The following is a 19,633-nucleotide window of genomic DNA, read 5'->3' on the forward strand; positions in this document are numbered from 1 at the left end:
CCGCCCCGGGGGCACGCCGGTTGGTACACAAGTCGCGGTCAGGAGCGCGACTTGTGTACCAACGCAGCCGTGGCGGGCGCCCGTCCTAGCCTGAGCGGGATGCCGGAGCCCCGCACGTGCGTGACCGAGGACGGGCTGCGTCTCGAGGCCGAGCTCGCGCCGGCGAACGGGCCCGCCCGCGCCCGCGCCGTGCTGTGCCACCCGCATCCGCAGTACGGCGGGAGCATGCGCTCGATCGTGATCGGTGCGCTGTTCGACGCCCTGCCGCGCGCAGGCGTGACGTGCCTGCGCTTCAACTTCCGGGGCGTGGAGCGCAGCGAGGGCGTGTGGGACGAGGGCAACCTCGAACGGGTCGACGTGGAGGCCGCCGTCGCGCTGCTGGACCGCGACGCGCCCGGCCCGGGTCCGCTGTTCCTCGCAGGTTGGTCGTTCGGTGCCGACATGGCGCTGTCGGTCCGGGACCCGCGGGTCGCGGCGTGGCTCGCGATCGCCCCTCCCCTTCGCTACGTCCACGACCTCGCCGGACTCGAGGACGATCCCCGGCCCAAGCTGCTGGCCCTCGCCCAGCACGACGAGGTCCGGGACCCGGCCGAGGTCGAGGCGATCGCGGCCCGCTGGGCGAGCACCGAGGTCCACGTCGTCGGCGGTGCCAGCCACTTCTTCGTCGGGCGCACGGACCGCCTCGTCGAGCTCGCGCTCGGGTTCGCCGACGAGCTCGTGGCGGAGCGTGACCCGGGCGGCTAGGAGCCGAGAAGACGGTCGAATTCCCCCTCACCTGCACGGGCGCGCCGGTCGATGAGAGATCCGACCGGAAGATGCAGCGAGGACGACCGTGACATCCGACCCCCGCCGAAGCGTGGTCACTCGGGCCGGCACCGACGCGCGCGAGCGTGCCGCGCACCTCGTCCGGAGGGCCGGGTTCGGCGCGACCGCGGGCGAGATCGAGCACGTCCTCGAGCGCGGGTACGCCGAGACCGTGGAGCGGCTCGTCGCGCGCTCGGACGCGGGCGCCGACGCCGTCCCCGCGCCGGGCCTCACCCGCCCGCCGTCGCCGATCACGTCGGATCGCCGCGAGGTCGAGACCGACGCAGTGGTGAAGTGGTGGCTCCGCCGGATGGTCTGCTCGACGAACCCACTTCGCGAGAAGCTCACGTGGCTCTGGCACGGCTGGTTCCCGACGGCTGCCGCGCGCGTCGTGTGGCCGGCGACGCTGCTCGACCAGAACATCATGCTGCGCGACCTCGCGACCGCCCGGTTCGAGACGTTGACGCAGGCCGTCACGCTCGACCTCGCGATGCTGACGTGCGTGGGCGGCCTGGGCAGCGCGGCCGACGCGCCCGACGACCGCTACGCGCGCGTCCTGCTCGAGCGGTTCATGCTCGGCCCCGGTCGCTCCACCGAGCGCGACGTGCACGACGCCGCGCGCGCGCTCACCGGGTGGGTGCTCGACCGTCGCTCGGGTCAGGTGCGCTTCGACGCGTCACGCTTCGACAACCGGACCAAGACGGTGCTCGGGCGGACGGGTCCGCTCCATGCGGCCGACGTCGTGCGTGCCGCGGCGGCACATCCAGCGTGCGCGCCGTACGTCGCGGCGCGCGTGTGGAGCGAGCTCGCCTACCCGATCGACCCGACCGATCGCCTCGCACACGAGCTCGGCACGCGCTTCCTCGACAACGATCTCGAGATCGCGGCGCTGGTTCGCGACGTGTTCCACCACCCGCTCTTCCAGTCGGCGCACGCCCGCGCCGCGCTCGTGAAGTCGCCGCTCGAGTGGGTCGTCTCGGCGCACCGTGCGCTCGCGATCCCGGTCGGCGACACGACGGTGCGCGTCCTCGACGCGCTCGGGCAGCTCCCGTACCGGCCGCCGAGCATCGCGGGCTGGCCCGACCGCCGCGCGTGGCTGCGCGACTGGCCCGCGGACGCGCGGCTCCGGATCGCCACGCACCTGCTCCGGGACGCGGACGTGCGGTGGCTCGCCGAGGTCGTTCCCACGCGTCGTCCCGCGGTGCTCGCCAACGCGTTCGGGCTGCCGGGCTGGAGCACGCGCACCGAGCGCGCGCTGCACGCGTCGGCCGGCGCGGCGGACACCCGACGCGTCGTCGCGGTCGCCCTCGCGTCGCCGGAGTTCTTGCTGGGCTGAAGATGCGGCACTGAGTCCCGGATTCCGGGACTCAGTGCCGCATCTTCGTCAGGTCGAGGCTGTTTGGAGCGTGATGCCGTGGCGGTCGAGGAACTCGCGCTTGCGTGCGACGATCGCCTTCCACTCGGACAGGTCCTGCTCGAAGTGGGCGCGGTCCCCGTCCTCGTACGCATGCTCGAGCTCGTCGAACGCGGCGTCCTCCGCGTCGAGCAGCTCGCGGTACTTGCGCAGGAAGGCCTCGTCGCACACGGCATTCGTCTCCGTCATGCCTGCTCCTGTCGTCGGCCGGCGTGGCTCGCGCGCCCCGCGGCGCGCGTGCCGACCGTACCCGCCCGGCGACCCCCTCGTGACCGCCCCGCGCGCGGGATCAGGTGGCCGGCGTCCCGAGCGCACGCACGGCCTCGCCCACCCCGACGCGTCCCTCGTAGATCGCCCGCCCGACGATGACGCCCGCCAGTGCCCGGGTCCCGACCCGCAGCGTCGCGAGCGTCCGCAGATCGTCGATCGTGCCAACGCCGCCGCTCGCGACGACGGGCACGTCGGTCGCCTCGAGCACGGCCCGGAGCTGCCCGACGTCAGGGCCGGTCATCGTGCCGTCACGCCCGATCTCCGTGACGACGAGCGCTGCGACGCCGGTCTCCGCGAACGCCACCGCGAGCTCGACGAGATCGCGGCCGCTCACCTCGGTCCAGCCCCGCACCGCGACCTCGCGCCCACGCGCGTCGAGCCCGACGGCGACGCGACCGGGATGCGCGGCGCACAGCTCGCCCACCAGCGCGGGGGTCTCCACGGCCGCGGTCCCGACGACGACGCGCGCCGCACCCGCGTCCAGGAGACGGGCGGCCGCGGCCGCGTCACGCACACCGCCGCCGACCTGCACGCGGGCGTCGACCGCCGCGCACACCGCCCGGACGACCTCGAGGTTCGCCGCGCTCCCCGTGCGCGCCGCATCGAGGTCGACGACATGGAGCCAGCGCGCACCCGCGTCCGTGAACCGCCGCGCCACACCGACCGGGTCGTCGTCGTAGACGGTCTCGGCCGCGAAGTCGCCTTGTCGCAACCGCACCGCATGGCCGCCACGCAGGTCGATCGCGGGATAGAGGTTCAGAGCGCGCCCTTCGTCGAGGGGACGGTCGTCCCCTCGACCCGCACGGCGTCCCGCAACGCGCGCGCCACGCCCTTGAACGACGCCTCGATCACGTGGTGCCCGTTGCGGCCCGACACGCTGCGTAGGTGCAACGTGATGCCCGCCGCGAACGCGAACGCGCGCCAGAACTCCTCGGCGAGCTGCGGGTCGAACGTGCCGATCCACTCGGCGACCGGGTCGACCTCGTAGACGAGGAACGGACGGCCCGACAGGTCGAGCGCCACCTGCACGAGCGCCTCGTCGAGGGGGACGAGCGCGTCGGCGAACCGCCGGACACCCGCCTTGTCGCCGAGCGCCTGCTTCAGCGCGGTTCCGACCACGATGCCGACGTCCTCGACCGTGTGGTGGAGGTCGACGTCGAGATCGCCGCGGGCGCGCACGGTGAGGTCGAAGCCGGCGTGCTTGCCGAGCTGCTCCAGCATGTGGTCCAGGAACGGGATGCCGGTGTCCGCGGACGCGCGGCCGTCACCGTCGACGCGCAGCTCGACGTCGACGGTCGTCTCCTTCGTCTCGCGGTGCTGCTGCGACTCCCTGATCTGCGCGCTCACCGGTGCAACCCTTCCTCCGCGACCGCGTCGCGCAGGGCGGCGACGAACGCGTCGTTCTCGTCACGCGTCCCGATGCTGACGCGCAGGCAGTCGTCGAGCCGGGGCCAGCGGGCGAAGTCACGGACCAGCACGCCGCGCGCCACGAGCCGCTCCCAGACCGCGTGCCCGTCGCCGTCGACGCGGAAGAGCACGAAGTTGGCGCCCGACGGGAACGGCGTCACGCCGGGCTGCGACTCCAGCGCGTCCTGCACGCGGTCACGCTCGCGCACGAGCTCGTCGACCCGCGCGCGCATCGCCTCTTCGTACTCGAGCGCGAGCCGCCCGGCGACCTGGGTCGGCACGCCGAGGTGGTACGGCAGCACGACCTTCTCGAGCTCCTCGACCACCCACTCCGGCGCGACGCAGAAACCGAGGCGCAGCGCCGCCATCGACCAGATCTTCGAGTACGTCCGCACGACGACGAGCGGCCGGTCCTCGGCGACGAGGTCGATCGCGGTGCGCGGCGCGAACTCGCCGTACGCCTCGTCGACGACGAGCAGCGCGCGGCCGGTGTCGGCGAGCGTCGACGTGAGCGCGTCGATCGTCCCGTGCTCGTCGACCGTGCCGGTCGGGTTGTTCGGGCTGCACGCGAAGACGAGCGACGGGTCGTGCTCCGCGATCGCGGCGCGCGCGACGTCGACGTCGACGGAGAAGTCGTCACGGCGCTCGGCTTCGACGAGCGGCGTCCCGGTGATGCGCGCGATGTGCGAGTGGAGCGCGTATGTCGGCTCGAACACGAGCGCGCGACGCGACGCGCCGCCGTAGGTCAACAGCAGCGTCTGGAGCACCTCGTTCGACCCGTTGGCGCAGAAGACGCGTTCGACGGGCTGGTCGAGCCGCTCGGCGAGCGCAACCCGCAGCTGGCGCGCGGCGCGGTCGGGGTACCGGTGCAACGGGACGGTGCCCAGCTCCGCCAGCCACGCGTCCACGAACGCGCGCGGCGGGGGGAAGGGGCTCTCGTTCGTGTTGAGGCGGACCCGCACGTCGAGCTGCGGCGAGTGGTAGCCCTCGAGCGCCTGCAGGTCGTCACGCGGCGGGACGGGCGCGAACGTGCGCGTCGCTCGGGTCATCGGTTGTCGCCTCCGACCCGCATCGTGATCGTCTCCGCGTGCGCGTCGAGGCCCTCGACGTGGGCGAGCGTCGTGACGCGATCGGCGACACGCTCGAGCGCGTCGCGGTCGAGCCCCACGACGTGGATGTGCTTGCGGAAGTCGTCGACGCGCAGCGCGCTGGCGAACCGGGCCGATCGTGCGGTGGGCAGCACGTGGTTCGTCCCCGCGACGTAGTCGCCGATGACGGCGGGTGCCCACTCGCCGCAGAACACGGCACCGGCGTTGCGCACGCCTCCCACGAGCCGCTCGGGTCCGGCGACCATGAGCTCGAGGTGCTCCGGTGCGACCGCGTTCGCGAGCTGCACCGCGTGCGACGCGTCGTCCACCAGGACGCTGCGACCGCCGCGGGTCATCGTCTGCTCGATCTCGGCGCGCCGCGGTGCCTCGGCGACGAGGCGCGCGAGCTCATGGTCGACGGCGTCGAGCACGTTCTCGTCCCACGCGACGACGATCGCCGCACCGTCGGGCCCGTGCTCGGCTTGGGCCATGAGGTCGATCGCGACGTACTCGGGCGGCGCCGAGCCGTCGGTCAGGACGACGAGCTCCGACGGACCCGCGGTGGACTCGATCCCGACCACGCCCGCGACCTCCTGCTTCGCGAGCGCCACGTACTTGTTGCCCGGACCGACCACGACGTCGACGGCCGGGATCGTCTCCGTCCCGTAGGCGAGCGCCGCGATCGCCTGCGCGCCCCCGACGGCGTAGACCTCGTCGACCTCGCCGAGCGCGGCCGCGGCGAGCATCACCTCGTGCACACGCCCGTCCTCGCCGGGCGGGACGCACAGCGCGATCTCGGGGACGCCCGCCACGCGGGCCGGGATCGCGGTCATGAGGACGGTCGACGCGAGCGGGGCGCGACCCCCGGGCGCGTAGAGCCCGGCGCGGTCGACGGGCCGGACGACCTCGTGGGCCTTGATGCCCGAGCGGACGGTCCGGATCTCGGGCACGTCCTGCAGGCGGTGGTAGGCCCGTATCTGGTCAGCCGCGAACTCGAGCGCGTCGCGGACGTCGCGCGCGAGCCCGTCGAGCGCGCGGTCGAGATCGGGCGACGGGACACGAAGCCGCTCCGGCACGCAGCCGTCGAACCGCTCCGTGTACTCGCGCAGGGCCGCGTCGCCGTGCGCGCGGACGTCGTCCACGATCGCGCGGACCGCGGCCCGCGCGTCGCCGTCGTCGCTGCGCTCGGCGCGCGGCGGTTCGAGGGCGCGGTGCAGGTCGCGGTGGTTGCCGCGCAGGTCGAGGCGGGCGAGCATGCGGTCGGCCATCGTAACCACGGGGTCCCGGCCGGCCGCGGTGGATTGCGGCCGTCACGACCACGGGTAACGCTCGTGCACCGTGAGCCCCGCATCGGACCACGCCGAGCTCTCGACGCTGCGATCGCAGCTCGACGACCTGAGCGAGCGCGTCACGCGCATCGCCGAGCGCTTCGGGAGGACACCGGACTCGGCCGTCGCGTTCGATCTGTTCGCCGCCGAGCGGTCGCTCACGGCGGCGCGCCGATCGCTCGACAAGGCCATCGGCGCGCTCGAGTGACCACCGCGTCCGTTCTGTGAAGCGTCATGCACACGATGTGTGCTTGACGCTTCACGGAACACCGCTGCGAGATCTCCGCAGACGCGAACGAGCGGCGCCGGCAGGGAGGCGCCGCTCGCTCAGGTCCGGCAGGGTGGGCTGCGGACGAGGGTTGGTTACCCGGCCCCTCGCGCCGCCAAACCGCGACCGCGCGATTTTTTCGCGGCTGCCGGCGCGGCCGTCGGGAGCTGGGCGGACGGGCAGATGTCGGCCAGCACGCACGCGTCGCAGCGCGGCTTGCGGGCCAGGCAGACCCTGCGGCCGTGCTCGATGAGCCGGAGCGAGAGCAGGCCGCGGTCCGCCGGCTCGACCATCGCGTCGAGGTCGGCCTCGATCTTGTCCGGGTCGGTCTCGTTGCTGAGCCGCAGCCGGCCGACGAGCCGCTTGACGTGCGTGTCCACCGGCAACCCGGGGAGATCGAACGCGACCGACCGCACGACGTTGCCCGTCTTGCGACCGACGCCGGGCAACGTGACGAGGTCGGAGAGCTCGGTCGGGACCTCGCCCTGGTAGCGGTCCTGCAGCGCGCTCGCCATCCCGATCAGGCTCTTCGCCTTCGCGTGGAAGAAGCCCGTCGGGTGGATGACGTCCTCGAGCTCGGCCGGGTCGGCGGCGGCGAGCTCCGCGGGCTCCGGCCACCGCGCGAAGAGCGCGGGCGTCACCTTGTTGACCATGACGTCGGTGCTCTGCGCGGACAGGATCGTCGCGACGAGCAGCTCGAACGGGTTGCGGTGCTCGAGCGCGCAGCGCGCGTCGGGATACTCCTCGGCGAGACGGCGCACGACCTCGGCCGCGCGCGCCCGCGCTCCTCGGGGTCGGGCCATCGCGCCGACGTTACCGGCTCGGCCCGACACGGTCGCCGGTACGCTCGGACGCCGTGACCGATCCCACCACGGTCGCCGTCCGCACGGTCGCGTCCCTCGACCGCGCGCAGCTCGAGGACGTGCGCGGGCTCCACGCCGCCGCGGTCGCGGCGGACGGGCACGAGTCGCTCGGCGACGCTGTCTGGCGCGACCTCGCCGATCCCGCGAGTGCGGGGCCGCACGCGGAGGTGGTCGCGACAGACCGGGATCGCCTCGTCGGGTTCGCACACGTCGCGACCGGCGACGGCGCGCGCGCCACGCGTGACGCCGAGATCGGCCTCGTCGTGCACCCGGACGCGCGTGACCGTGAGGTCGCCGCGGCATTGCTCGACGCCGCGGTCGACGCGGCACGCGCGCAGCACGCGACGTCGGCGACCTGGTGGCGGATCGGCGCGGACGACAGCAGCGACGCGGTTGCCACCCGGACCGGCTTCCGGCCGTCGCGTGACCTGCACCGCATGGAGGTCCTGCTCCCCCTCGGCCAGGAGCCCCGCTGGCCCGACGGTGTCGACGTCCGCACGTTCGTCCCCGGCCGTGACGACGACGGCTGGCTCGCGGTCAACAACGCCGCCTTCGCCGGTCACCCCGAGCAGGGTGGTTGGACGCACGCGACGTTGGAACGGCGGATGCGGGAACCGTGGTTCGACCCGAAGGGCTTCGTCGTCGCGTTCGACGAGCGTGGCCTGGCCGGCTTCTGCTGGACGAAGATACACGCCGACGGCGTCGGCGAGATCTACGTCATCGGCGTCGACCCGTCACGACAGGGCCGGGGCCTCGGCCGTCCGCTCGTCGTCGCGGGTCTCCAGTCCCTCGCGGCGCGCGGCGTGACGACCGGGATGCTCTACGTCGACGCCGCGAACGACGCCGCCGTCTCCCTCTACCGGTCGCTCGGGTTCCGCACGGTACGCGTCGACCGCGCGTACGAGCGCGACCTGCACGACGGAGCGTCGCGATGACGACCGCGCCGGCGCCCCGCTACGGCGCGACGTTCGACGACGTCGCCGCGATCGTGCGCGAACGCGGCGAGCCCGCGTATCGCGCGCGCCAGGTGTGGGACGCGCTGTACCGGCGCGCGGAACCCCTCGAGGACGCGACCGACCTCCCCAAGCGTCTGCGAGCACACCTCGCGGACGCGCTCCCGACGGCGCTCGAACCGGTCCTGCAGCAGACGTCGCGCGACGGCCTCACGACGAAGTGGCTCTACGCGTGCGCGGACGGCGGCGCGCAGGTCGAGACGGTCCTCATGCGCTCCGACGACCGCGCCACCGTGTGCGTGTCGTCGCAGGCCGGGTGCGCGATGGGCTGCACGTTCTGCGCGACCGGCCAGGCCGGCTTCGAGCGTCACCTGACGGCCGGCGAGATCGTCGAGCAGGTCCTGCGAGCCGCGCACCGCTCGCCGCAGAGGGTCTCGAACGTCGTCTACATGGGGATGGGCGAGCCGCTCGCCAACTTCGACGCGGTGTGGGCCTCCGTCGAGCGGTTGCACGACGACGTCGGGATCTCCGCCCGCCACATCACGGTGTCGACCGTCGGCGTCGTGCCCGGCATGCGTCGCCTCGCGCGCGCCGGTCTCCCCGTGACGCTGGCCGTCTCCCTGCACGCGCCCGACGACGACCTGCGCGCGTCGCTCGTCCCACTGAACCGTCACTACCCCATCGACGCCGTCCTCGACGCGGCCCGCGAGGTCGCCGCGGCTGCGGGTCGCCGGGTCACGTTCGAGTACGCGCTGATCGACGGTGTGAACGACCGGCCCGCCGACGCGGCGCGGCTGGGCACGCTGCTCGCCGATGCGGGCCTGCGCGGCGGTGCTCACGTGAACGTCATCCCACTGAACCCGACCGCCGGGTTCGCCGGGCGCGCGCCGTCCGTCGGCCGGGCACGCGCGTTCGCGGCGCGGGTCGAGCGTCCCGGCGTCCGGGCGACGGTCCGGCGCAACCGCGGCACCGACATCGACGCCGCCTGCGGGCAGCTCCGCCGGCGACCCGGCTCTCCTTCCGGCCGCCTGTCGGCCACAATGGTCCCGTGAACGAACGCCGGTGGTTCAACCCGCACCAACCACAGACGCTCCAGATCGCCGTCATCCTGTTGTACCTCGACGCCGTCTTCATGCTGATCGGCGGCGCGCTCACCTATCCGCTCTTCTTGATCACCATGGCCGCGATGGCGGTCGGTGCCTTCGGCATCGCGAACGAGAAGAAGTGGGGGTACGCGCTCGGCGTCGTCGGGGCCGTGCTCAACCTGTGCTGGCCGTTGATCCTCGGGCTCGGAGTCGGCTTCTACTTCCAGGGCAGCTACATCCTCAACACGATCTTCGACGTCGCCCTGGTCGCGCTCCTGGTCCACCCGATGAGTCGCGACTACCAGCGCATCTGGTTCCACTAGCAGGCGTGCGTCCCGATCCGGTCGAGCTCGTCGCGCAGCTCGAGGCGCGCATCAAGCCGCTCGAGATCGCGGCCGCGCACGCGTGGTGGGACGCCGCGAACTTCGTGTCCGACGAGACCGAGGCACGACGCGTCGCCGCCGACGTCGCGCTGCGCGACGCGCTCGCGGACCCCGAGGCGTTCGCGGCGATCCGCGACGCACGCGAGCAGCGCGATCTCGACCCGCTCGTCGCGCGCCAGCTCGACGTGCTGTTCGACGGGTTCGCGCCGCAGCAGGTCCCGGCCGCGCTGCGGACGCGCATCGTCGAGCTGGAGGCGCAGGTCGAGGGGACGTTCAACGCGTTCCGCGGCGACCTCGACGGGACGCCCGTCGACGACAACGAGATCGCGAAGATCCTCCGGGCGAGCGACGACGGCGACCTGCGACGCCGCGCGTGGGAGGCGTCGAAGCAGGTCGGCGCGCAGGTCGCCGAGCTCGTGCGCGAGCTCGCGCGTCTGCGCAACGAGGCGGCACGGACGCTCGGCTTCCGCGATCACTTCGAGCTCGCGCTCGCGACGGGCGAGCTCGACGAAGACCGGCTCATGGCCACGCTCGACGAGGTCGACCGGGTCACGCGCGAGCCGTTCACGCGGTGGAAGGTGGAGGTCGACGAGCGACGTGCGACCCGATTCGGCTGCTCGGTCGCCGCGCTCGGCCCGTGGCACTACGACGACCCGTTCTTCCAGGACCCTCCCGGCGGCGACGACGTCGACCTCGATCCGCTCTTCGCGGACGCGGACGTCGAGGCGCTCACGCTCCGGACCTACGACGGGATCGGGCTGGACATCCGTCCCGCGTTGGGGCGCAGCGACCTGCTGCCCCGCGACGCGAAGAGCCAGCACGCGTTCTGCATCGACGTCGACCGTGAGGGTGACGTCCGCGTGCTGTGCAACATCGTCCCGAACGAGCGCTGGGTCGAGACGATGCTCCACGAGTTCGGGCACGCCGTCTACGACCTCGGGGTGCGCCGGGACCTGCCGTGGCTGCTGCGCACGATGCACCCGCTGACGACCGAGGGTGTGGCGATGCTGTTCGGCAGGCTGCCGCGCGACCCGCGGTGGCTCGCGGGCGTCGCCGGGCTCGACGACGGGCGCGTCGACACGCTGCGTGACGGCCTCGCGCGCATGCAGCGCGGCGCCCTGCTCGTGTTCGCGCGATGGGTGCTCGTGATGACGAACTTCGAACGGGGCCTGTACGCGGATCCGGACGCGGACCACGACACGCGCTGGTGGGACCTGGTCGAGCGGTACCAACAGGTGCCCCGTCCGGCCGGCCGCCGCGCGCCCGACTGGGCGGCGAAGATCCATCTCGCCGCGGCGCCCGTCTACTACCAGAACTACCTGTACGGCGAGATGGTCGCGTCGCAGCTCGACGCGACGTTGCACGCGCGCGCCGGCGGTCTCGTGGGCCGGCCCGAGGCGGGCGCGCTGCTCGCCGACCGTTTCTTCGGGCCCGGCACGTCGATGCGGTGGGACCGTCTCGTCGAGCACGCGACCGGCGAGCCGCTGACGCCGCGGCACTTCGCCGCGCAGCTCGCGTCGCCCGCGTAGATTGCCGCCGCGTCACGCGGGCGGGCACGACCGGGAGGTTCACGCGGGATGGATCTCGGACTGCGCGGACGGGCCGCCGTCGTCGCCGGCGGCTCGCGTGGGATCGGCCGCGCGACGGCCGAGCTCCTCGCGACGGAGGGCTGCCGCGTCGCGGTGCTCGCACGCACGGAGTCCGACCTGCGTGAGACCGAGGACGAGCTGCGCGAGTGCGGCTCTCCCGACCCCCTCGGCCTGCAGTGCGACCTGCTCGACACCGGCGAGGTCGAGGCCGCGTTCTCGTTCCTCGAGGAGCGGTGGGGCGAGCTGAACGTGCTCGTGCACGCGGCCGGCCCCGCGCACCTCGGCGGGATCGACGAGCTCACCGACAACGAATGGCTCGACGCGTTCGATGCCGGCGTGGTGTCCGCGATCCGCTGCGTGCGTGCCGGGCTGCCGCTGATGCGCAAGGCCGCGTTCGGCCGGATCGTGAACGTCGCGTCGAGCAACATCCGGCACCAGAGCCCCGGGCTCATCGGGTGGACGGCGGCGAAGTCCGCGCTCGCGAGCGCGTCGAAGAACCTCGCCCGCGAGCTCGCAGGTCAGGGGATCATCGTGAACACCGTCGCGCCCGGGATGGTGATGACCCCGGCGATCGAGACGTACCTCGACGAGTCCGACCGCAGCGACCTCCCCGAGGGCCCGCTCGAGGCGGCGTACGCCGCGATCGAGCGCGACTTCGCGACGCCGAACGACATCGGCCGCATCGGCCTCCCCGAGGAGGTCGCCGCGCTCGTCGTGTTCCTGTGCTCGGAGCCGGCGAGCTACATCGTCGGCGCGACGATCCCCGTCGACGGCGGCAGCGACTTCTTCTGATGCCGCCCCCACCCCCGCCCCCAGCCCCGCCCCCAGCCCGCTTCCGTCGGAAGCACGAGCCGTGTGCGACACGCTCTGCCTGATCGGCCGGGACCGCACGGTCTTCGCCAAGAACTCGGACCGGCCGGTGCGCGAGGCCCAGGTCGTCGAGTCGTTCGGCCCGCGCCCACGGGGCGTGTCGGTGCGCGCCCAGTACGTCGACGTGCCCGACGCGGGCGCGATGCCCGTGCTCGGATCGCGCCCCGCCTGGCTGTGGGGCTTCGAGCACGGCGTGAACGAGCGCCGCGTCGCGATGGGCAACGAGCGGGTCTGGACGGTCGACGACGCGCGCGTCGCGCCGCGCGCGCTCATCGGCATGGACCTCGTGCGTCTCGCGCTCGAGCGCGCGGCGAACGCTGACGAGGCGATCGACGTCGCGACCTCGTTGCTCGAGCGCCACGGTCAAGGCGGCAGCGGCGAGGAGGAGCACGACGAGCCGTACTTCTCCTCCTTCCTCGTCGCCGATCCAAGCTCCGCGTGGGTGCTCGAGACGAGTGCCCGCACGTGGGCAGCGCGGCCCGTCGAGGACGGCGCGTCGATCTCGAATCGCGTCTCGCTCGGCCGCGACTGGACGCGCGCGTCGTCCGACGTGCCTCCGGATGCCGACTTCGGCGCGTGGCGCGACCCGACGCAGCCGACCGGCCACGCGGATGTCCGCCTGGCCGCGACCGGTGCGTGCGTCGCGACCAGCGCACGCGCGGTGAGCGCGCGCGACGTCGTCGCGACGTTGCGCCATCACGGCGAGCGCCCATGGGGACGGCCCGGCGCCGCAGCCGACGACGCCTCGCCCCTGCCGACACGCATCGAGGCGGACGGAACGGGGGTGACCGTGTGCATGCACCTCCGCGGCTACCAGGCGACCGCGGCGTCGATGGTGGCCGAGCTACCTCGCGACGAGGACGAGCCGGTGCGCGCCTGGGTCGCGCTCGGCAGCCCGTGCGCGAGCGTGTACGTCCCCGTGTTCCCGACCGCGACCGTGCCCGCGGAGCTCGCCCGCACCGAGACGTGGTCGCGGTTCGCCGCGCTGCGATCTCGTGTGGAGCAGGACGCTGACGCGCTCGCTGGCGTGCGGGCCCGGTTCGCCCCCGTCGAGGCCGAGCTGTGGGACGCGGCCGACGACGCCGTCGCCACCGGCACCGAGGCCGCGCTGCGTCGTGTGGTCGACGGCGCGTGGCCGCTCGTGGACGACGCATTGCGGGCGCTGCGCGTCTGACGCGCTGTCAGCTTGCCCGGGCGCGCCGGGCGCCCGCTACGTTCGCCGCCCGAGCGGAGCGGGAGCGAACGAGTGCGGACGAAGCCGGGCCGTGTGCGGAGCACGGGACGGCCCGGCCCGAGGGAGCCACGAGTGCGGACGAAGCCGGGCCGTGTGCGGAGCACGGGACGGCCCGGCCCGAGGGAGCCATGTAATCGTGCAGTTCAACCTCGCGGACCTGTTCGAGATCGTCGTCGACACCGTCCCCGACCGCGAGGCGCTCGTCTGCGGTGACCGCCGGCTGACGTACCGCGAGCTCGAGGCGCGCGTGAACCGGCTGGCGCACCATCTCGCCGCGTCGGGCGTCGGCGCCGGCGATCACGTCGCGCTGTACCTCTACAACGGCACCGAGTACCTCGAGGCGATGCTCGCCGCGTACAAGGTGCGAGCCGTCCCCATCAACGTCAACTACCGGTACGTCGAGGAGGAGCTCCGTTACCTGCTCGACGACTGCGACGCCGTCGCGGTCGTGTTCCACTGCGAGTTCGCGCCGAAGCTCGTCGCGATCCGCGAACAGCTCCCGAACCTCCGCGCGTTCGTCGCGGTCGACGACGGCAGCGACACGCACGACGCCGCGCGCACGCTCGGTGCCACCGACTACGAGGATGCGCTCGCGCACGCGTCACCCGCGCGCGACTTCGCACCTCGCTCGGCCGACGACCTCTACATCCTCTACACCGGCGGCACGACGGGGATGCCCAAGGGCGTGATGTGGCGCCACGAGGACATCTTCTTCGGCGCCTTCGGCGGCGGCGGGATCGGCAACGAGGTGTCGACGCCGGAGGAGCTCGCCGACCGCGCCCGCGACGCGCGCATCACCCGTTGTCTCCCCGCGTGCCCGTTCATGCACGGGACCGCGCACTGGATGGCGTTCTCCACGCTGTACACGGGCGGCGCGGTGGTGATCTCGCCCGAGCACCGGCTCGATCCGGTCAGGCTGTGGGAGCTCGTCGCGCGTGAGCGCGTGAACTTTCTCGTCATCGTGGGCGACGCGTTCGCGCGGCCGCTCGCCGAGGCGCTCGACCGGCTACCACCCGGCGTGGACGTGTCGGGTTGCTCCGTCATCCTCAGTGGAGGTGCGATCCTGTCGCCGTCCGTCAAGCGCGCGCTGGCGGAGAAGCTGCCCGGTTCGCTGATCGTCGACGGGTACGGATCGTCGGAGGCGGGTGGGCAGGGCCAGTCCGTCACCGTCGCCGGCGCGGACGTGAGCACGCAGCCGCGCTTCATGGTGAACGACGAGACCACCGTTCTCGACGACGATCTCCGTCCCGCGGCGCCCGGCGTCGTCGGGAAGCTGGCGCGCCGCGGTCGCATCCCGCTCGGCTACTACCGCGATCCCGAGAAGTCCGCGGCGACGTTCCCGGTCGTCGACGGCGTGCGCTGGTCGGTCCCCGGTGACCACGCGCGCATCGAGCCCGACGGGTCGATCACGCTGCTCGGCCGCGGGTCGGTGTCGATCAACACCGGCGGCGAGAAGGTCTACCCCGAGGAGGTCGAGGCCGCGCTCAAGGGGCACGCGGCGGTGTTCGACGCCGTCGTGGTCGGGGTGCCGGACGAGCGCTGGGGCGAGCGAGTTGTGGCGCTCGTGCAACCCCGACCCGGTCGTGAACCGACGTTCGACGAGCTCGACGCGCACGTCCGCCGCCACGTCGCGGGCTACAAGGTGCCGCGTCAGGTTCTGCTCGTGGACGCGATCGTCCGGTCACCGTCGGGCAAGCCCGACTACCGCTGGGGCAAGCAGACCGCGAAGGAGCGTCTCGGCGTCGGCGCGTGACCGCCCGGGTACCGTCGAACCATGAACCGGCTCGCGCAGGAGTCCAGCCCGTACCTCCGCCAGCACGCCGACAACCCGGTCGACTGGTTCCCGTGGGGCGCCGACGCGTTCAGCGAGGCGCGCCGGCGCGATGTCCCGGTGCTGCTGTCGGTCGGGTACTCGTCGTGTCACTGGTGTCACGTCATGGCCCACGAGTCGTTCGAGGACCCCGAGATCGCGCGCGTGATGAACGACCGGTTCGTGAGCGTGAAGGTCGACCGCGAGGAACGGCCCGACGTCGACGGGATCTACATGCAGGCCGTCCAGGCGATGAGCGGCCGGGGCGGCTGGCCGATGACCGTGATCCTCACACCCGACGGCCTCCCGTTCTTCGCGGGCACGTACTTCCCGCCCGAGGATCGTCACGGCATGCCCGGGTTCCCGCGCGTGCTCGCCGCGATCGACGGCGCATGGCGCACCCGACGCGCCGAGCTCCTCGACCAGGCGGGCAAGGTGCACGACGTGATCGCGGCGGAGGCGTCGTTCCGCGCGCCGGCGGGCGAGGAGCCGGCCGACCTTTCCCGTGACGCGATCCGTCTCGCTGTCGCGAACGCGCGCGACCAGTTCGACGCGCGCTTCGGCGGCTTCGGTCCCGCGCCGAAGTTTCCGCCGTCCGGGACGATCGAGCTGCTGCTGCGTGCGTACCTGCGCGACCGCGACGACCACACGATCGCGATGGCCGCGACGACACTCGACCACATGGCCGCGGGCGGCATGTACGACCAGATCGGCGGCGGGTTCCACCGCTACTCGGTCGACGCGCACTGGCTCGTGCCCCACTTCGAGAAGATGCTCTACGACCAGGCGCTGCTCACGCGCGCGTACCTGCACGCGTTCCTCGTGACGGGCCGCGCGCGCTACCGCCGGGTCGTGGAGGAGACGATCACGTACGTCCTGCGCGACCTCCACCATCCCGACGGCGGGTTCTTCAGCGCCGAGGACGCCGACTCCGAGGGCCACGAGGGTCGCTACTACGTCTGGTCGCTCGACGAGCTGGAGCGGGTGTGCGGCGCCGACGCGCCAGAGGCGGTCCGCTACTACGGCGTCACCGCGGGCGGGAACTTCGAGGGCAGCAACATCCTCCACGTCGTCGATCCGGGCGAGGACCGACCGGCCGCGGTGCAGCGCGCGCGGCACGCGCTGTTCGCGGCGCGCGCGCCCCGCGTGCGGCCCGGGCTCGACGACAAGGTGCTGCTCGGCTGGAACGCGCTGTTCCTGCGGTCGCTGACGGAAGCCGCGAGCGCGCTCGACCGCGACGACTGGCTCCATGCGGCACGGGCCAACGCGCGGTTCCTGCTGCGCGAGCTGCGGCGTGACGACGGCCGGTTCCTGCGGTCGTGGCAGGCGACCGTCGGCGCTCGCGACGGGTGGGGCGCGACGGGACGCGCCCGCCATCTCGCGTACGCCGAGGACTACGCCGCGCTGCTCGCCGCGCTCGTGACCCTCGCCGAGCGTGACGAGATCGGCTGGCTCGAACCGGCGTTCGAGGTTGCCGACGGCCTGCTGCACCTGTTCCTGGACCGTGACGCAGGCGGGTTCTTCACGACCGGGACCGACGCCGAGACGTTGATCGTCCGCCCGAAGGACCTGTTCGACGGCGCGACGCCCAGCGCCACCTCGCTCGCCGCCGACGCGCTGCTCCGGCTCGCCGCGCTGTCGGGCCGGACGGGCTACGACGAGCCGGCGTTCGGCGCGCTGCGCTTCCTGTCACCGCTGCTCCAGCGGCAGCCGTCGGCATGCATCTACGCGCTCGAGGCGCTCGAGCGCGCGACGAGCGCGCCGATCGAGGTCGCGGTCGTCGGCGAGCCCGACGACGCGGCGACCCGCGCGCTGTGGCGCGAGGTGAGCGGCCGATTCCTCCCCGACAGCGTGGTGACCGTCGCGCGCCCCCAGCGGGGCGCCTCGGACCTGAGTCCGCTGCTCGCCGACCGGTCGACGGTCGACGGACGGCCGAGCGCGTACGTGTGCGAGTACTACGCGTGCAAGCAGCCGGTCACCGACCCAGCCGGCCTGCGCGCGCAGCTCGACGACGCGCTCGCAGCGCGGGCCGGCATCTAGGACGCGCCGGGCGAGCCGTCAGCTGCCGGACGACAGGCCGTTGGCGAGCGCGTCCGCCAGCGCCCAGCCGAACGCGATCATCGCCTCGCCCTGGGTCGCGTCGACACCATCGAGCAGCGTCGTGGCGGCCTTGCCACCCGCCTTCACGGTGCTGGCGTCGAGGATCGGCGCGTGCTTGCCGATCGCCGCGAGCCGGAACCGGCGGTCGTCGTAGCGGCCGTCGCACCCGAAGCGGCGCGCGAGGCGCCGCCCCCAGGCCCGCTCCTCGCCGGTCGGCGAGTAGTCGAGGCGCGGCACGATGTCGGTCAACGGCGACAGCAGCGCGTACGCGGCGGGGTGGGCGACCTGCCCGGCGACGAGCACGTCCTCGTCGGGGAAGGAGATCGCGGCCCTGCGGTACAGCTCCGCGACGAGCCCCTTCAGCACGGCGTTGGCGTTGCGCGACCGGCGGACGGCTCCGAGGCCCCAGAGGATGCACGGCGTGCCGCCGACCCGTTCGAGCGAGCCGAACAGGAAGCCCTGGCGGTCGCCGTCCTCGGACGCCTGGACCACCAGCGCGAACTGCTCGACCTGCTGATCGAGGTCGCTGTCGCCCAGTGAGACGCCGACGGCGGAGAGGAGCTGGCCCAGCTCGTCGAGCTCGGCCGGCTTCAGCGAGACGGAATCACGGGATTCGACATGCATCGCTCGTTCATTTTTGCCGACGCGCGCCGGAGCGAGCCAGTCGATCCCGGTCTCGCCGGCTCCGATGCGGTCCCCGGGCGTCAGGCGGGACGGGCCCGGGTGAGGTCCCAGTAGGCCCGCATCGACGTGATCCGGCCGTCGTCGTCCACTCGGAAGACGTCCACGGCGTCGAGGACGGTCGTCGCTCCGCCGCTGGTCGCGAGGATCTCGAAGACCATGACCGCCTCGTCGGCGCACACGATCACGTCCTCGGGGACCAGCTCGAGCCGATCCGCCAGGGCGTGGACCGAGTCCCAGAACCCGCCGCGGGCGTCGATCCCCTCGTGGGGCGGCGTCCCGACCGGGTCGACGACGACGCCGTCGTCGCTGAACGCGCTGAGGAACGCCTGGCGGTCGTCGCGGTTGTAGGCGTCCACGTACGCGTCGACGGCGGCGCGGACCTGCTCGGGCGTCGGCACGGGTCCTCCTCGTCACGGTTCCGGCCGGTGGGGACGGGAGCGTACAAGCGGGACGGTGTTCAACTCCGGAACCGATCTGCCGACAACACAGACGTGCCAAACCTCGCCCAGCCGTCGCCGCTGCCGGGCTGGTCGCTCGCGCCCTTCGGGGACTTCGCAGACGCCTGCGAGGCCGTCTTGGCCCATCTCGACGCGACGCTGCCCCTGGACGCCTGGGTCGTCGCGCGCGTCGACGGCGACGAGGCCGTGGTGCTCGCGAGTGCGGGAGCCTCCGTACGTGCGCGTCCGGGCGACACGTTCTCGTGGACCGCGTCGATCTCGGCGCGCATGCTCGCCGAGCGCGGACCGCGCGTCGCCGCCCCGCTCGCCGACGTCGAGTCGTACCGGGACGCACCCGCCGCGCGGGAACACGGCATCACCGCGTACGCGGGCGCGCCCCTCTGCCGTGCCGACGGGACACTGTTCGGGATCGTCGCGGGTGTCGGCACGCGGCCCGCTGACGTCGCGGTCACCGAGACGACCGCGCTGATCGAGCTCCTCGCCCGCCTGCTCGGCACGCACCTCGCAGCGGAGCTGCGCGAATCCGACGCGGCGCGCACGGTCGCGCGCGCGGACGCCGCCGACATGCACGACGGCGTGACAGGCGTGGGCAACCGCGCGTATTGGGAGCAGGTCCTCGTCGCGGAGGAGAGCCGGTGCCGTCGTTACGGTGACCGCGCCGCGATCGCAGTCGTCGAGCTCGCCGGATACGAGGTCATCCGCGGGATCGAGGGCGACGACGCCGCACAGGTGCTGCTGCGACGCGCGGCGCGCGTCCTGCGGACGGAGTGTCGCGAGGAGGACGTCGTCGCGCGTACCGGCGACGGCACGTTCGCAGTGCTCTCGGTCGGCGCAGACGACGCCGGCGTCGCGGCCTTCGCCGCTCGCCTCGAGCGCGAGCTGGCCGCGAACGACGCGCTCGCGTCCGTGGCGTACGCGGCGCGCGACACGCGGACCGGTCTGCACGCCGCGTGGGAGACGGCGGTCTCGTCCGCATCCCAGGACCAGCGCCGACCCGCGTAGCGCACACGTGATCCCGGCCCGCG

The 19,633-nt window shown here is 73.2% G+C and carries 20 protein-coding genes; 12 read left to right on the forward strand and 8 right to left on the reverse strand.

Annotated features, from left to right (window positions below; all coding sequences use genetic code 11):
• Positions 1-99 precede the first annotated feature (99 nt).
• Positions 100-744 carry an alpha/beta hydrolase gene (locus VFC33_09670; GenBank protein ID HZR13508.1) on the forward strand — a complete coding sequence of 215 codons (645 nt, stop codon included), beginning with the start codon at positions 100-102 and terminating at the stop codon, positions 742-744.
• Positions 745-856: 112 nt separating this feature from the next.
• The gene (locus VFC33_09675; protein HZR13509.1) at positions 857-2,140 is read left to right on the forward strand and encodes a DUF1800 family protein; all 1,284 of its coding nucleotides are present in this window, start codon (positions 857-859) and stop codon (positions 2,138-2,140) included.
• A 48-nt stretch (positions 2,141-2,188) separates the two neighbouring features.
• On the opposite strand, the gene VFC33_09680 is transcribed toward VFC33_09675, so the two are convergent.
• The 5 genes from VFC33_09680 to hisD form a co-directional block, all read right to left on the reverse strand.
• A complete protein-coding gene (locus VFC33_09680; GenBank protein HZR13510.1) occupies positions 2,189-2,407 on the reverse strand; it encodes a hypothetical protein in 219 nt (72 codons plus the stop codon).
• 100 nt (positions 2,408-2,507) lie between these two features.
• On the reverse strand, positions 2,508-3,248 hold the full coding sequence (gene hisA, locus VFC33_09685) for a 1-(5-phosphoribosyl)-5-[(5-phosphoribosylamino)methylideneamino]imidazole-4-carboxamide isomerase (GenBank protein ID HZR13511.1): 741 nt from the start codon (positions 3,246-3,248) through the stop codon (positions 2,508-2,510).
• Positions 3,245-3,835, reverse strand: a complete 591-nt coding sequence (gene hisB, locus VFC33_09690; protein HZR13512.1) for an imidazoleglycerol-phosphate dehydratase HisB — start codon at positions 3,833-3,835, stop codon at positions 3,245-3,247. Before hisB ends, hisA begins: the two co-directional genes overlap by 4 nt.
• Entirely contained in the window at positions 3,832-4,944 is a 1,113-nt protein-coding gene (hisC, locus tag VFC33_09695) for a histidinol-phosphate transaminase (GenBank protein HZR13513.1), read from the reverse strand. Before hisC ends, hisB begins: the two co-directional genes overlap by 4 nt.
• Positions 4,941-6,239: a histidinol dehydrogenase gene (gene hisD / locus VFC33_09700; GenBank protein ID HZR13514.1), complete on the reverse strand. Its 1,299-nt coding sequence runs from the start codon at positions 6,237-6,239 to the stop codon at positions 4,941-4,943. Before hisD ends, hisC begins: the two co-directional genes overlap by 4 nt.
• Positions 6,240-6,321: 82 nt before the next feature.
• Between hisD and VFC33_09705 the strand changes: the two genes are divergently transcribed.
• The gene (locus VFC33_09705) at positions 6,322-6,519 is read left to right on the forward strand and encodes a hypothetical protein (protein HZR13515.1); all 198 of its coding nucleotides are present in this window, start codon (positions 6,322-6,324) and stop codon (positions 6,517-6,519) included.
• A gap of 155 nt (positions 6,520-6,674) precedes the next feature.
• On the opposite strand, the gene nth is transcribed toward VFC33_09705, so the two are convergent.
• Positions 6,675-7,382 carry an endonuclease III gene (nth, locus tag VFC33_09710; protein HZR13516.1) on the reverse strand — a complete coding sequence of 236 codons (708 nt, stop codon included), beginning with the start codon at positions 7,380-7,382 and terminating at the stop codon, positions 6,675-6,677.
• A 53-nt stretch (positions 7,383-7,435) separates the two neighbouring features.
• Here nth and mshD point away from each other — a divergent pair, with 53 nt between their 5' ends.
• From mshD to VFC33_09750, 8 genes are all read left to right on the forward strand, one after another.
• Positions 7,436-8,377 carry a mycothiol synthase gene (mshD, locus tag VFC33_09715; protein ID HZR13517.1) on the forward strand — a complete coding sequence of 314 codons (942 nt, stop codon included), beginning with the start codon at positions 7,436-7,438 and terminating at the stop codon, positions 8,375-8,377.
• A complete protein-coding gene (gene rlmN, locus VFC33_09720; GenBank protein ID HZR13518.1) occupies positions 8,374-9,447 on the forward strand; it encodes a 23S rRNA (adenine(2503)-C(2))-methyltransferase RlmN in 1,074 nt (357 codons plus the stop codon). The genes mshD and rlmN overlap by 4 nt, the downstream gene beginning before the upstream one ends.
• Positions 9,444-9,803 carry a hypothetical protein gene (locus VFC33_09725; GenBank protein HZR13519.1) on the forward strand — a complete coding sequence of 120 codons (360 nt, stop codon included), beginning with the start codon at positions 9,444-9,446 and terminating at the stop codon, positions 9,801-9,803. Before rlmN ends, VFC33_09725 begins: the two co-directional genes overlap by 4 nt.
• A gap of 5 nt (positions 9,804-9,808) precedes the next feature.
• Entirely contained in the window at positions 9,809-11,392 is a 1,584-nt protein-coding gene (locus VFC33_09730) for a M2 family metallopeptidase (GenBank protein HZR13520.1), read from the forward strand.
• Positions 11,393-11,440: 48 nt separating this feature from the next.
• Positions 11,441-12,244, forward strand: coding sequence for an SDR family oxidoreductase (locus VFC33_09735; protein HZR13521.1), 804 nt, complete (start codon positions 11,441-11,443; stop codon positions 12,242-12,244).
• A gap of 61 nt (positions 12,245-12,305) precedes the next feature.
• Positions 12,306-13,496 carry a hypothetical protein gene (locus VFC33_09740; GenBank protein ID HZR13522.1) on the forward strand — a complete coding sequence of 397 codons (1,191 nt, stop codon included), beginning with the start codon at positions 12,306-12,308 and terminating at the stop codon, positions 13,494-13,496.
• A 196-nt stretch (positions 13,497-13,692) separates the two neighbouring features.
• On the forward strand, positions 13,693-15,309 hold the full coding sequence (locus tag VFC33_09745) for an acyl-CoA synthetase (protein HZR13523.1): 1,617 nt from the start codon (positions 13,693-13,695) through the stop codon (positions 15,307-15,309).
• Positions 15,310-15,330: 21 nt separating this feature from the next.
• The gene (locus VFC33_09750) at positions 15,331-17,406 is read left to right on the forward strand and encodes a thioredoxin domain-containing protein (protein ID HZR13524.1); all 2,076 of its coding nucleotides are present in this window, start codon (positions 15,331-15,333) and stop codon (positions 17,404-17,406) included.
• 18 nt (positions 17,407-17,424) lie between these two features.
• Here VFC33_09750 and VFC33_09755 read toward each other — a convergent pair whose 3' ends face one another.
• Both VFC33_09755 and VFC33_09760 read right to left on the reverse strand, forming a co-directional pair.
• Entirely contained in the window at positions 17,425-18,090 is a 666-nt protein-coding gene (locus VFC33_09755; GenBank protein HZR13525.1) for a hypothetical protein, read from the reverse strand.
• Positions 18,091-18,170: 80 nt separating this feature from the next.
• Positions 18,171-18,548 (reverse strand): nuclear transport factor 2 family protein, encoded by a 378-nt coding sequence (locus tag VFC33_09760; protein HZR13526.1) that lies wholly within the window; start codon positions 18,546-18,548, stop codon positions 18,171-18,173.
• A gap of 93 nt (positions 18,549-18,641) precedes the next feature.
• Here VFC33_09760 and VFC33_09765 point away from each other — a divergent pair, with 93 nt between their 5' ends.
• Positions 18,642-19,610 carry a diguanylate cyclase gene (locus tag VFC33_09765; protein ID HZR13527.1) on the forward strand — a complete coding sequence of 323 codons (969 nt, stop codon included), beginning with the start codon at positions 18,642-18,644 and terminating at the stop codon, positions 19,608-19,610.
• Positions 19,611-19,633: the final 23 nt, after the last annotated feature.

The sequence above is a fragment of the Acidimicrobiia bacterium genome (genome assembly GCA_035651955.1).
Taxonomy (GTDB): domain Bacteria; phylum Actinomycetota; class Acidimicrobiia; order IMCC26256; family JAMXLJ01; genus JAMXLJ01.